The following is a 13651-nucleotide window of genomic DNA, read 5'->3' on the forward strand; positions in this document are numbered from 1 at the left end:
GCATGAAGCCGACCCGACGAAGGGCACGCAACCACCAAATGCGTTCCCTCCGGCATGAAGTCGGCCTGACGAAGGGCACGTAAGTCACCTTATATTAACTCAACCTCAAATTCAACAAAGTAGAAGTGATTGAAATGTAGTAATCGCCCAGCGATTACTTTCAAATAAAAAAGCACTCCCTAGCAAACCATATATTAATTCCTAAATAAAAATATGCTATACTTAAATTATAGTATTAACGTGTTCCAAGCAAGATTATTAATCCACCACGCAGATTCGTTGATCGAGGAGGAGTCTATGAAAGATAAAACGGCAAAATGGTTAAGTTCGGGTATTATAATTAGTATAGTAATCATGATTGTAGGATTTATACTCTGGACAAATCTTAGTCCAATTCCAGGCGAAGATAGTCTTTCGCCACGAGAATTGAGAAATGTTCAAAAGGAAATGGCTATTCATTTCCCGTTAGGTCGCTTACTTTTAAACATAGGATTTATCAGCTTTTCTTTAACACTACTCGCACTCGTTATTAGACAATTAACATCATTTATCAAGAAAAAATAGAGTGTCCTGTTTTGTAAATTTGTTGATATTAGTTATCATATATAATATAGCAATGTTTCCAATAAGATGAGTGGAGGAGATTAAGAAAATGTTCAATACATTTGAAAAAATCTTTACTGTAAAGGAATCTGAAACAGCACAAGTTGCAGGTTCTGGGGATTTATCGGTTTTGTCGACACCACATATGATTGCATACATGGAAAATACCGCAATGAATTTGATGTCAGAAGAATTGAATGAAACAGAAACATCTGTCGGTATTGAAATAAATGTGAGCCATCTTGCGCCAACAGCTGTAAATAAAGTTGTTTCGGTAGAAGCCAAACAAACAGATAAAAGTGGCAAGACATTCACTTATCAGATTGAAGCCTTTGTCGATGAACAGCTTATAGGAAAAGCAACACATAGAAGAATGATTGTTGATAAAGAAGCATTTTTAGAAAAAATAAAAAGTTAATGTGCATTTAAAGAAGTAGCCACTCCTAATCTGATAGGAGCACAATAAGAAAAAATGAAATTCTATATGAAAGCGTTTCTAAATGTTATACACTGTAAGTAAATAACGATTAAGGAGTGTAGGGAATGGAACAAACGGTTTACACTAATTATTGGCAAAATCGACTAACGGGTGTCAAGAAAGAACATGGCAGTTATAAAAATGAAGATGAGGCAATAAATGGCATCAAAGCCTGGTGGGAGCTTCACAAAGAAGATTACCCTGGTGCTGAATATAAGCGAACCAATTCAGGCGCTCTGGAAATTATTTACAATGATGATAATTATTTTTATCGCGTAGAGAAACGCAGAATAGATAAACCACTGCCTAAATCCAAAGCTAAATTAAGAAATAAAAACGAAGTGAAATCTATTCGAGAGAAACATGGTCTACATGAAGAAGCTTTCTTATTTGAAGAGCTCGCCGAACCTTACCGTGACAGATTGATGCTGGCCATGAATGATGGGCAAAAACTAATGCGTTATACCTTTGATTCAGATGGATGTCCGATTAAAAAATTAACTGATAAATAAGAAATAAAACTTCGGAAAGAAAAAGTTTCCGGAGTTTTTTAAACTCAGTTCTTAAGTATAAAAATGTAAAGAGTAGTGTGTTCACAATAGAAAAGGAATGAATGAAAACGAGGATGATGATCTATGGGAAGTAATTACCAACACTTTATGCATGCATTTAACGAATTACACAATGTTATTGCCAAGAAAGTAAACCGCGATCCGGAAACTAATTTCGGTGAGTTAATGGGGGCAGCGGCAAAAAAGCGTGATAAGGTTATAGAAAAATATTTAAATGAAATTGATTTTTATAGAGAATTGAGAAACTTACTAACACATAATACGATAAACGGTGACGAGGCAGCTGCAGAACCTAGTAATTCATTAATAACAGAGATTGAGATGGTAACTGAAAAAATCAAATATAGTAAAACAGCTAAAGATTTATTTCTAAAAAAAGTACGTCAATTTGATATAAATGACTCGCTTGAGAACGTATTAGATGTAATTAATCAAGTCCGTTATACACAGTTTCCAGTATTTGATGGGGATAAACTTGTAGGTATACTGTCGTCAATTGGTGTAACAAAATATTTGGCCCAAGCGATGGATAAAGATATCAATGCTATAAAAAAAGCAACCGTTAGACAAATACTAGAAGTAGAAGATGAACAAGAGTTTTATGAAACAATATCTGAAAATACATCTGTTTTTGATATAGAAGAAATTTTTTCTGAACGAATTAAAGAGGGACGTACAACCTATGTACTTCTTGTTGCAAAAGAAAAACAAATAAAAAATCAGAATGACCTCATAGGCATTATTACTCCTTGGGATTTACCAAAAATTGTTGCTAATAAATAAAACATGTTTATCAACGACTAGAGTACTTTACAACACTAAAACACCTTAGAAAGGAGGACCCACTATGTTTACAGATCGACGGTTAACAGAAGCATATGAAAACGCTAAGAAGGTTTATTTCGATGATGACTCCCGTATCGTTTTCATGAGTGATGCTCATCGTGGCGATGGTAGTTTATCAGATGAGTTTTTGAAAAATCGAAATATATTTGTACATGCCTTGAATGAATATTATGAGAATGATTACACTTTTATTGAGATAGGAGACGGTGAAGAATTTCTAGAATATTCAAATTTTGAGCATATAAAAAATGCGCATACAGATGTCTACGCGGTTATAAAAAAATTCTTTGATGAGGATCGTTACATACGCATCTTTGGGAACCATGACATTTACCTTCAGAACGAACGGTTTGTGAAAAAGAATTTCAGCATTAATTATGATGAATACACTGAAGAGTATTTCGATTTTTTGAAAGAATTAGAACCCCTTGAGGCGATTGTGCTGAAACACCGTTACACAAGCCAAGAGTTTTTCACCATCCATGGTCATCAAGGGGACGCTCCAAACGACCAGTTCTGGTTTTTTACTATGTTATCTATAAAGTTTTTCTGGCGCTTTTTTCACCGTTTTGGAATTAAAAATCCAGCGAGTCCTTCAAAAAATATTAATAGACGACACAAAATTGAACGTAACTACAGCAAATGGATTGTTAAACATCAGCGTCCATTGATTTGTGGGCATACACATCGATTTAAATTTCCAAAAGATAAATCCATTCCTTATTTCAATACAGGTTGCGGCGTTTATCCAGCGAGTATTACTACCATAGAGCTCGCCGAAGGTATGATTCGTCTTGTACGTTGGAAGACTTATGTAAATGACGAAGGATTACTTTACATCAAACGTGAAACAATGAGAGGGCCGGAGCCGATCGAAGTATTTGATACGCGAAAGCCTCAAAAAGTTGTGGAGTATCTGGCTTTGCGCAAGAAACAGCAATCTAAGGAGGTACGTGAAGAACGTGCTGCTTTTAGAGAAGCCAAAATGAGTCAAGATAAAATTAATGGAGATGCATATGATTTGAATGAAAGGTAAGGTGTTTGGTCTTCTCTAGTCATTTATTGAATATTAACTGAACCTATTTATTTAAAGACTTCTTAAAGCCTAAGTGTGTGTAAGGTTTCAAGAAGTCTTTTTATAAAGTTAGCAGTAATACCCAAAAAGTTCACAGCTATTTTGTAAAATTAAATTATTTTGATATAGTGAGAGGATGGAAATAAAAAATAGAAAGGGTTCAAAGGAGGGAATTGAGATGGAAAAAAAAGAACATTATGGTTTAAGTACGGCTGTTTCAATGATTGTTGGCATTAGTATTGGTTCGGGTATCTTTTTTAAATCAGATGACATTTTAAAAGCGACAGGTGGGAGCGTCTGGCTCGGTGTGCTTGTTTTTATAATTGGTGCATTTTGCGTGATTTTTGGGAGTATTACACTATCCCAATTGGCTAGTCGTTCAACGAAAGAAGGGGGCATTATTTCTTACTATGAAGAATTTGTTTCTTCCCGCCTTGCAAGTGCCTTTGGCTGGTTTCAAATGCTAGTTTATTTTCCAACAATTACAGCTGTTGTTAGTTGGGTTTCAGGAATATATACGATATCATTACTAAATTTCCCTTCAACTTTAGAGCTTCAAACTTTGCTTGGATTTTTATACTTAAGCTTTTTCTTTTTGATGAACTACTTATCCTATAAATTAGGTGGTGCATTTCAAAATCTTACGACGATTGTCAAAATGATTCCATTGATTGGGGTTGCGCTGATAGGTCTATTCTGGACACAAGGCGCGCCCATGCTCCCAAAAGATGTTGTTGCTGTTGAATCGAGTATTGTTGGTTGGGGTTTTTTAGCTGCCCTAGCACCTATCGCTTTCTCCTTTGATGGATGGATTGTTTCAACCTCTATAACCCAAGAAGTTAAGAATCATCGTAAAACGATGCCACTCGCTTTGACCATTGGACCATTGATCGTTTTAAGTGTTTACCTAGCCTTTTTCTTGGGGATGATTGCAATTGTCGGTACAGAATATATTTTGTCTGCTGGTGACCAAGCTATAAGTCAGGTTGGCTACTCCATATTTGGTGCAAGTGGTGAAAAAATATTACTCATTTTCGTATTAATAGCTATCTTAGGTGTAGTTAATGGTATTTCATTAGGTTATATACGTTTACCGCAAACGTTGGCCTCTAAGCATATGCTTCCTTTTAGCGGTAAAATAGCTCAAATGAATGATAAAAAAGGCTTGTCTCCCTATTCAGCGCTTTTGGCTTACTTAATTACTGTATTTTGGCTCGTCATACATTTCTTGACGCAAAAATATAATATTTTAGCTGGAGGAGATATAAGTGAAATAGCCATTGTTTTTAGTTACGTTGCTTATGTTATACTTTATTTGAAAGTTATCGGACTTAAAAAAACCGGACATATTAAAAGTGCCTTTCTTGGTACAACGGCTCCTATTTTAGGTATATTCGGATCGATTATTATACTACTTGGAGGGCTTACTGCTAATCCAGTTTACAGTCCGTTATTTCTTCTGTTTTCAGGGACTATTTGTTTACTCGGTTATTTTTATGGCGTAAGAACAAACGTTGGGAGATGAAGTTATGATAAAAAAAGAATTTTGTGCAGAAAATTTCACACGTGTACCTGAAGCTATTTCATTGGGTGCCAGTCGAATAGAGTTATGTGACCGATTGGATGTTGGAGGGACAACGCCTTCCAAAGAAGTAATAAAAGAGACGCTAGACTATGCTCATAAACATGATGTTTCCGTGGTCACTATGGTCAGACCACGTGGCGGGTCATTTGTTTATGATCAGAATGAGAAAGAACAAATAATTAGAGATGCAAAAGAAGCTATCGCTTTAGATGTTGATGGTATTGTATTTGGGTGTTTGACCGAGCAAGGGACTATTGATAGAGAGTTAACAGAAAAGTTAATTAATATTGCAGGATCAAAAGAAAGTATTTTCCACATGGCCTTTGATTCTATCCCAGATGAAAAGCAAACGCAGGCGCTTAATTGGCTAATAGAGAAGGGCTGTACGCGTATATTAACTAGAGGCGGTAAAACAGGAACGGCACTAGAAAATAAGAATAGAATCAATGCATTAATTGATAAAGCGCAATCGGATATCGAAATACTACCAGGGGGCGGAATTACACATGCTGATTTGGAAAATATAAAGATAGAAATACCAGCCGAGCAATATCATGGAACAAAAGTCATTCCTCTTTCTTGAAATAAAAAATAAACTGTTGACAGGCTCTTATAAAGTCTGTTACACTTCTTATCAATAAACAAAGATAAATTAAATAAATAAATGTGTTGACAAGATAAGTACAGATTAGTAAGTTATCTCAGAGAGCTTCTGTTTGGTGAAAGGAAGTATAACGAACGATGTGGAAAATGGTCTTTGAGCTGAAATGGTGAGTGAGTATTTCATAAGCTATTTCCGGTTGCACCCGGTACAGTGCCGCAGTATGCAAGAGCCTAATGCTTTTAAGTACTGATAGAGGTTGTTTTTTTATATTTAAACAACGAATAAAGGTGGAACCGCGCTAACTAAACCAATTAGACGCCCTTTTTGAGTCATGAGACTCGAAAAGGGCTTTTTTTTATGAAAAATAATAATAAAGGAGATGACAGGCATGATAACTTTAGAGGGTATTAAAAAAACGTATGAAAATAAAAATGGACGATTTGAAGCACTTAAAAATATTAATTTAACCATTGAAAAAGGGGAAATATTTGGCTTTGTTGGCTATTCAGGTGCTGGGAAGAGTACGCTACTACGATTAATAAATGGCCTTGAACTTCCATCAAAAGGAACTGTGAAAATTGGCGAAAAGACATTATCAGACTTAAACAAGAAGGCTATACGAAAAGAACGACAAGAAATTGGTATGATATTCCAGCATTTTAATCTTCTATGGAGTCGCACGGTTTTGGAGAATGTGATGTTTCCATTAGAAATAGCTAATGTTGATAAAAATACACGACTAGAAAAAGCGAAAAATCTAATTCAACTGGTTGGCTTAAAAGATAAGGAACATTCCTACCCCTCCCAACTTAGTGGTGGAGAAAAACAACGAGTCGGCATTGCACGTGCTTTAGCAAATGAGCCAAAAGTACTTTTGAGTGATGAGGCAACAAGCGCGCTTGATCCTCAAACAACAGATGAAGTCCTGGAACTTTTAGAAAAAATCAACAAGGAATTGAAGGTTACAATCATTCTGATCACGCATGAAATGGAAGTGGTGAGGAAAATATGTCATCGTGTTGCGGTCATGGATTCTGGAAATATTGTAGAAGAAGGGCCGGTTCTAGATATATTTAAAGACCCTGAGCACCCAGTGACAAAAAGATTTGTGAAACAAGATAGAAAAGTGGATGAAAAAGAAACACAAAAAGCTATGGCAGACCTTCATGTTTTATATCCAGAGGGAAGTATCATTCAAATTCTCTTTCAAGGAACCAGTGTTAACTTACCTATCATCACGGAAGTCAGTCGAGAAACTGGCGTTGACATCAATATTATACAAGGAAACATTCAGTCAACACATGAAATGCCTGTTGGAACCCTTGTTGTTCAAGTGCTGGGATCACAGGAAAAGCGTCAAAAAGCATTGGAATTGTTCAATACTTATCCAGTCGATGTGGAGGTTTTAAAAAATGACAAGTAATCCACTAGTAATAGGAAATATTTTATCTGACTATGTCGATTTCTCTACTATTTCTTGGGAGAAGGTATGGGAAGCAACCAAGCAGACACTTTTCATGACCATATTCTCAGTCATCGCTGTATTTATACTAGGTATTTTACTTGGGTTACTTTTGTATGAGACACAGAAAAGCGACAACATTATGGCTGTTGTTTTATATAAAATTGTCGCATTTTTAGTTAATGTTTTCCGTTCAATCCCTTTTATAATCTTAATTGTCTTGCTCATTCCTTTTACAAAAGCTTTAGTCGATTCAATCACGGGACCTGCAGCAGGCTTACCCGCACTTATTTTCTCCGCATCGCCTTTCTACGCTCGACTTGTGGAGTCTGGTTTTAGAGAGGTTGATAAAGGCGTAATTGAGGCAGCTGAATCAATGGGAGCCTCTAAATGGGAAGTCATCAGAAAAGTCTATATACCGGAAAGTTTACCCAATATTATTTCCGGTATCACAGTCACAGCCATCTCGCTTGTCGGATATACAGCAATGGCAGGGGTTATCGGCGCAGGTGGGTTAGGAAATCTAGCTTTCCTTGAAGGCTTCCAGCGTAGTCGACCTGCAGTGACATTGGTCTCTACAATTATCATCTTATTGATCGTATTTATCATACAATTTATAGGGGATTTAAGCGTTAAAAAAATAGATAAACGATAAAAAATAATTCGAATTTAAAGGAGAATGAACATGAAAAAAACACTGATATTATTAGGAAGCTCTTTATTACTCGCTGCTTGTGGAAACAATAATGACTCGGCCCAGGATGAACAAACATTGACTGTGGGGGCTTCAAATGTGCCACACGCAGAAATCCTTGAATTTGTTAAGCCAGCGCTTGAAGAAGAAGGAATAACACTTGAAATTGAAACATATAATGATTATGTCATTCCAAATATGGCTCTGGCTGATGGAGATTTAGATGCGAATTACTTCCAACATATTCCGTATTTTGAATCGCAAGTCGAAGAAAATGATTATGATTTCACTAATGCAGGTAGTATACACTTGGAACCACTTGGCGCCTATTCAAAACGCCATACCGATTTATCTGAACTTGAAAAAGGTGCTACTATTTTTGCAAGTAATAGCGTCTCTGATCATGGGCGCGTTCTCGGTATCTTATCAGATGCTGGACTCGTTAAAGTGGATGAGTCCGTTGATGTTAAAGATGCTGGATTTGATGATGTTGTTGAAAATGATTTGGAACTTGAATTTAAATATGATTATGACCCAGCACTTTTACCAACACTCTATGCCGAAGACGAGGGTGATGTGTTCTTTATAAATTCAAACTTCGCTGTGGACCACGACCTCAGCCCTGTAGATGATGCCATTGCATTGGAAAGCTCTTCATCGCCTTACGCGAACATCATCGCCATCCGAACGGAAGATCAAGAAAATGAAAACATTGCAAAATTGGTAGACGTCTTGCACTCAGAAAAAACAAAAGACTTTATATTAGATAATTGGAAGGGTGCAGTCCTTCCCGTGGATGAATAAAGTAGATGTCAAAGTTTAAAATTATCCAAAGATTATCTGAATGCCTTTACTTCCCCCTAACATACTTTAAAATAAGAGATAGACAAAAGCTTATTATATGATATGAAAGAAGGGAAGCTATATGAGTAAAGTATTTATAGCCGGAGCGAAACGAACACCTATAGGTTCTTTTTTAGGCGCACTAAAAGGTGTATCTGCTTCAGATTTAGGAAGCTATGCTATAAAAGGTGTCCTCGAACAGAGTGGTATTAATCATAAAGATATTGATGAGGTCGTCTTAGGAAACGTCCTTCCTGCAGGGCAGGGACAAGGTGTAGCAAGGCAAGCGTCAATCAAAGCGGGAATAGAAGTTGAAGTGCCTGCTTATTCACTGAATATGGTTTGCGGGAGTGGTATGAAATCAGTCATCAATGCTTATCTTGGTGTAAAAGCAGGGGAGTATCAAGCCATTGTAGCGGGTGGAACGGAATCCATGAGTCAGGCGCCGTATCTTATTCCTGGAAGCACACGCACAGGGCATAAAATGGGTGGATATAAAGTAGGAGACCACATGTTGGATGATGCCTTAACAGATGCATTTGAAGGCTATCACATGGGTGTAACTGCAGAAAATATTGTGGAACGCTATGGCATTACACGTGAAGAACAGGATGCGTTTGCGATTGTATCTCAAAAACGCGCAATCGAAGCAGTGGATAAGGGAGCATTTAAAGACGAAATTGTTCCTGTTGAAACAAAAGTGCGTCGTGAGAAAGTTGTCATCGACACGGATGAATACCCTAACCGTAAAACGACCGAAGAAAAACTCAATACACTTCGACCTGCCTTTAAAAAAGATGGGTCAGTGACTGCAGGAAATGCGTCAGGGATTAATGATGGTGCAAGTGCTACGCTAATTGTAGGCGAAGACTACTTAAAAGCGAACAACTTGAATCCATTAGTTGAAATTGTTTCAGTCGGGCAAGGTGGTGTAGACCCTTCAGTTATGGGACTTGGGCCCACACCAGCAATCAAACAAGCTATGAAAAAAGCTGATATTTCATTTGAGGATATTGATATTTTTGAACTGAATGAAGCCTTTGCCTCTCAAAGTCTTGGTGTCATCAAAGAAATATCTGATGCTTTTGATGTAAGCAAAGACTATATGCTAGAACGCACGAATGTGAATGGTGGGGCGATTTCCCTAGGTCATCCAGTAGGGGCTAGCGGCAATCGTATTTTAGTTACCCTTATTCACGCAATGAAAAAACGTAAACTGAAATATGGACTGGCCTCACTCTGTATTGGCGGAGGCATGGGTGTTGCTGTTTTAGTTAAGAATTCAGATATCGACTAACTAGCAGCAACCAGTATCTTTTTATTCTATTCGATTAATATACTGTTTTCAGTTAAACTGTGAGTAAGTTTAACAAAGGAGGTTTTATTAATGAATAGAAAAAAATTAACAAAATCATCTACAGATCGCATTTTATCAGGAGTGTGTGGAGGATTCGCAGAATTCTTTGGGATTTCTCCATTAGCTATAAGATTAATATTTGTTTTGCTGCCATCGAATATACTGCTTTATATTATTCTTGCACTGATAATGCCTGAAGAATAAAACAACTTATTAAAAAGCGCTCATAGAGAATGATGAATAATATTCTCTATGAGCGTTTTTTATGAGCTTATCTAAGGGGAGAAAGTATAAGATCTTGAATGGTTAAAATGTTAAAAGCGTTTTCATATGTGTTATACTGAGTATAGAGTAGGATTGAATGGTAGCTAAGAAAGGATGAACTGTTATGTTATTCACTGAAGTACCTGATGAGAAAGCAAGAGACAAACATCCGGCCGAAATATTATCTATTGTTACTGGCATTGATAAAGATGTGATCATGAAGGGCGTTCATAAACATGGTTATCAGGGCATCTTGGATGATCCATCCTTACTAGATATTTCAAAAAAAGATCAACAGCGCATTATTGGAGCAAGGAAATTAGGTTATCTTGATGCGACATTTTTATAAGAAAGTAAAAGCTACTCTTTGGATAGGGTAGCTTTTGTTATGGGGAGAATCAGTTTGAGTATCGTGCTTAGAAACGTCAAAACCGTTGTAAGTGTAGAAAGTAAAGGTTATTTCATTCAACAAAAGGATAGGTATATGGTAATGTATTAAGTAAGATGTGGAAACCATCGTTATGAAAAATATATCTATATATTCATAACCCCCTCAAAAATATAGAGGAGGAACAGTAATGGATGAAAAAAATAAGATGAATGTGGAAATAGCAAAAGCATATGCTTATTGTGAAAAAATAATAAAAAAACACTCAAAAAGTTTCTACTTTGCTTTTTCAAAACTACCTAAAGAAAAAGCGAATGCTGTTTATGCAATTTATGCATTTTGTCGGTTAGCAGATGATAGTATTGATGAGGCTGAAACAAAAGAAGAACAAGCAAAAGCATTGAAAAAATTAACAGAAGAATTGAAAGAGTTTGAACAGGGAGTAGAAGCTGATCAGTACCTATGGATCGTGTTGAGAGATGTGTTCAACCGCTATAGTATGTCTGTGCAACCTTTTTATGATCAGATTAAGGGGCAGACAATGGATTATTACTTTAAACAGCCCCAAACAATGAAAGAGTTGGAAGACTATAGTTACTATGTGGCTGGTTCTGTAGGCTTAATGTTATTGCCGATCATTGCAAGTGAGAACCATAAGCATTTAGAAGGTGAAGCAATAGCTTTGGGTGTCGCTATGCAATTAACTAATATTTTAAGAGATATCGGTGAAGATTTCAAAGAAATCAGGCGTATTTACTTACCCAAAGATGTAATGGCTCAATTTGGCTATAGCGAGGCGGAACTCGCTAAGGAAGTGATCAACGATGTACTTATTCAAATGTGGGAATATATTGCCTCACGAGCAGAACAATTATATGACGACTTTTCGCAGTCACTGAAGCACTTTGATAAGGATAGCCAGCAGCAAGTAGCATTGGCTGCAAAGGTGTACGAAGGCATTATAAATGCAGTGAGAGAGAATCGCTATGATTGTTCTACTATGAAAAATAAAACATCAACCGCAACAAAAGCTCTGTTATATAAGGATGTAAAAAATAATTTTTCGGCTAGATAACAAAAGTTTAAAAGAATAACGAGTGTTTATACGGGAGGAATAGCGATGGTTAAATATAAGGATATAGTAGTTATTGGCGGCGGACTAGGTGGACTATCCGCCGCTATTTCTTTAGCGCAAAAAGGGTATTCTGTTTCATTATATGAAAAAAACGCACATCTTGGAGGGAAATTAAATCGTCTAGAGACTGAAGACTACGGTTTTGATTTAGGTCCTTCTATACTAACGATGCCACATATTTTTAGAAACTTGTTTGATAAAAGTGGAAAGAATATGGAAGATTATTTTTCAATCAAACAATTAAATCATGAATGGCGTTCGTTTTTTATGGATGGGACAGTGCTGGATTTATACAATTCAATAGATGATATGCAGCAAAAAAATAGCGAATTATCCACAAAAGATATCAAAGAGTTGAAAGCATTTCTTAACTACACAAAAGAATTATATGAAAAAACAGAAGAAGGTTATTTTAATAAAGGCTTAGATACGATGAAGGAAGTGCTAGAACATCATGGATACATTAGCGCTCTGAAAGATTTTGATTACTTTCATACACTGTCTCAAGGTATAAATAAACGTATTTCAAATCCATACTTAAGTGATATGCTACAATATTTCATCAAATATGTAGGCTCTTCTGCAGATAATGCCCCTGCCATTTTGAATGTCTTGCCATATGTCCAGCATGACTTTGGGCTCTGGTATGTTGAAGGAGGGATGCACAAGCTAGGAGAGGGTTTAGTCAGGCTTGCTGAAGAAGTTGGTGTAGAACTTAACACGGAAATAGAAGTGAAAAAAATAATCACAGATACTAATAATGATGTTTCAGGTGTTGAATTGGCTTCCGGGGAGACTATCTTCTCAAAGCGTGTCGTGTCAAATATGGAAGTGATCCCAGCGTATCAGCGATTGCTTGAAATGGATAAAGAAGAGGTAGAGAAACTTGAAAGAAAATTCGAACCCGCTGCCTCAGGGCTGGTACTGCATTTGGTTGTGGATAGAGAATATCCACAACTTGCCCATCACAATTTTTTCTTTTCTGCTGATTCAAAGAAGAATTATGAAACGGTTTTTGATAAGCACGAATTACCCAAAGATCCAACAATATATCTTGTTAACAGCAACAAGACAGATCCAAGTCAGACTATCCCTGGTCATGAGAACATAAAAATACTCCCGCATATCCCTTACATTCAAGACCAACCATATACTAAAGAAGATTACGCGAAACTTAGAGAACGTGTTTTAATCAAACTTGAACACATGGGATTGACAGATTTAAGAAAACACATCGTATTTATGGATCAATGGACACCAGAGGATATTGCATCCAATTATTACTCTAATCGAGGAGCTATTTATGGTGTTGTCTCGGATAAAAAGAAAAATAAAGGATTTAAATTTCCAAAGAAAAGTCAACTCTTTAATAATCTTTATTTTGTTGGAGGGTCGGTCAATCCGGGTGGAGGCATGCCAATGGTCACCTTAAGTGGTCAGCAAGTGAGTGAATTAATCGAACATGAGGATGAAACGTAAATTAGTTTCTTTAAAAAAGAGAGTATGTTGCTGTTTCTATCTGTAGAAAAGTAATATGCTCATTGTTGAATTTTATGTTAACGATAGATTTTTGTGTAAAAGTGATGAAATTCACAATTTGTTCTAATTTTAAAAAGCTATTAAAAGGCGTTTTATATCTTTAAAATTAGAATATATTCTTTTTGTGAAAAAAGTACTTTGATAAAAATAAGATGCATGGTATTATAAATGTGCAATTAATCACAACATAAATGGTAGGAGGAATA

Annotated in this window: 15 protein-coding genes and 1 other annotated feature; all 15 genes read left to right on the forward strand. The window is 36.3% G+C overall.

The genetic code is table 11. The features are described from left to right. The first annotated feature begins 297 nt into the window (after positions 1-297). The 15 genes from BMX83_RS01025 (at position 298) to BMX83_RS01095 (ending at position 13385) form a co-directional block, all read left to right on the forward strand. The gene (locus BMX83_RS01025) at positions 298-564 is read left to right on the forward strand and encodes a hypothetical protein (protein ID WP_091632093.1); all 267 of its coding nucleotides are present in this window, start codon (positions 298-300) and stop codon (positions 562-564) included. Between the two features lie 88 nt (positions 565-652). After that, entirely contained in the window at positions 653-1021 is a 369-nt protein-coding gene (locus BMX83_RS01030; protein WP_091632096.1) for a thioesterase family protein, read from the forward strand. A gap of 125 nt (positions 1022-1146) precedes the next feature. Continuing rightward, positions 1147-1593, forward strand: coding sequence for a hypothetical protein (locus BMX83_RS01035; protein WP_091632099.1), 447 nt, complete (start codon positions 1147-1149; stop codon positions 1591-1593). Positions 1594-1716: 123 nt separating this feature from the next. Next, complete coding sequence (locus tag BMX83_RS01040; RefSeq protein ID WP_091632102.1) at positions 1717-2436, forward strand: CBS domain-containing protein; 720 nt, start codon at positions 1717-1719, stop codon at positions 2434-2436. A gap of 64 nt (positions 2437-2500) precedes the next feature. Then, positions 2501-3535, forward strand: coding sequence for a metallophosphoesterase family protein (locus tag BMX83_RS01045; protein ID WP_218141901.1), 1035 nt, complete (start codon positions 2501-2503; stop codon positions 3533-3535). Positions 3536-3752: 217 nt separating this feature from the next. Beyond that, positions 3753-5099 carry an APC family permease gene (locus BMX83_RS01050; RefSeq protein ID WP_177170446.1) on the forward strand — a complete coding sequence of 449 codons (1347 nt, stop codon included), beginning with the start codon at positions 3753-3755 and terminating at the stop codon, positions 5097-5099. Positions 5100-5103: 4 nt separating this feature from the next. Further along, a complete protein-coding gene (locus BMX83_RS01055) occupies positions 5104-5742 on the forward strand; it encodes a copper homeostasis protein CutC (RefSeq protein ID WP_425425820.1) in 639 nt (212 codons plus the stop codon). Positions 5743-5819: 77 nt separating this feature from the next. Further along, positions 5820-6089, forward strand: a binding site (T-box leader). A 62-nt stretch (positions 6090-6151) separates the two neighbouring features. Next, positions 6152-7186: a methionine ABC transporter ATP-binding protein gene (locus BMX83_RS01060; RefSeq protein ID WP_091632107.1), complete on the forward strand. Its 1035-nt coding sequence runs from the start codon at positions 6152-6154 to the stop codon at positions 7184-7186. Continuing rightward, entirely contained in the window at positions 7176-7880 is a 705-nt protein-coding gene (locus tag BMX83_RS01065) for a methionine ABC transporter permease (RefSeq protein WP_091632110.1), read from the forward strand. Before BMX83_RS01060 ends, BMX83_RS01065 begins: the two co-directional genes overlap by 11 nt. Before the next feature lie 30 nt (positions 7881-7910). After that, positions 7911-8723, forward strand: coding sequence for a MetQ/NlpA family ABC transporter substrate-binding protein (locus BMX83_RS01070; RefSeq protein ID WP_091632112.1), 813 nt, complete (start codon positions 7911-7913; stop codon positions 8721-8723). 121 nt (positions 8724-8844) lie between these two features. Continuing rightward, positions 8845-10059, forward strand: a complete 1215-nt coding sequence (locus tag BMX83_RS01075; RefSeq protein WP_091632115.1) for an acetyl-CoA C-acetyltransferase — start codon at positions 8845-8847, stop codon at positions 10057-10059. A 90-nt stretch (positions 10060-10149) separates the two neighbouring features. Further along, the gene (locus tag BMX83_RS01080) at positions 10150-10323 is read left to right on the forward strand and encodes a PspC domain-containing protein (RefSeq protein WP_091632117.1); all 174 of its coding nucleotides are present in this window, start codon (positions 10150-10152) and stop codon (positions 10321-10323) included. A gap of 184 nt (positions 10324-10507) precedes the next feature. Beyond that, positions 10508-10732, forward strand: coding sequence for a hypothetical protein (locus BMX83_RS01085; protein WP_091632120.1), 225 nt, complete (start codon positions 10508-10510; stop codon positions 10730-10732). 229 nt (positions 10733-10961) lie between these two features. Then, positions 10962-11846, forward strand: a complete 885-nt coding sequence (locus tag BMX83_RS01090; RefSeq protein WP_091632123.1) for a phytoene/squalene synthase family protein — start codon at positions 10962-10964, stop codon at positions 11844-11846. A 45-nt stretch (positions 11847-11891) separates the two neighbouring features. After that, entirely contained in the window at positions 11892-13385 is a 1494-nt protein-coding gene (locus BMX83_RS01095; RefSeq protein WP_091632126.1) for a phytoene desaturase family protein, read from the forward strand. Positions 13386-13651: the final 266 nt, after the last annotated feature.

The organism is Alkalibacterium gilvum (assembly GCF_900109085.1).
Taxonomy (GTDB): domain Bacteria; phylum Bacillota; class Bacilli; order Lactobacillales; family Carnobacteriaceae_A; genus Alkalibacterium; species Alkalibacterium gilvum.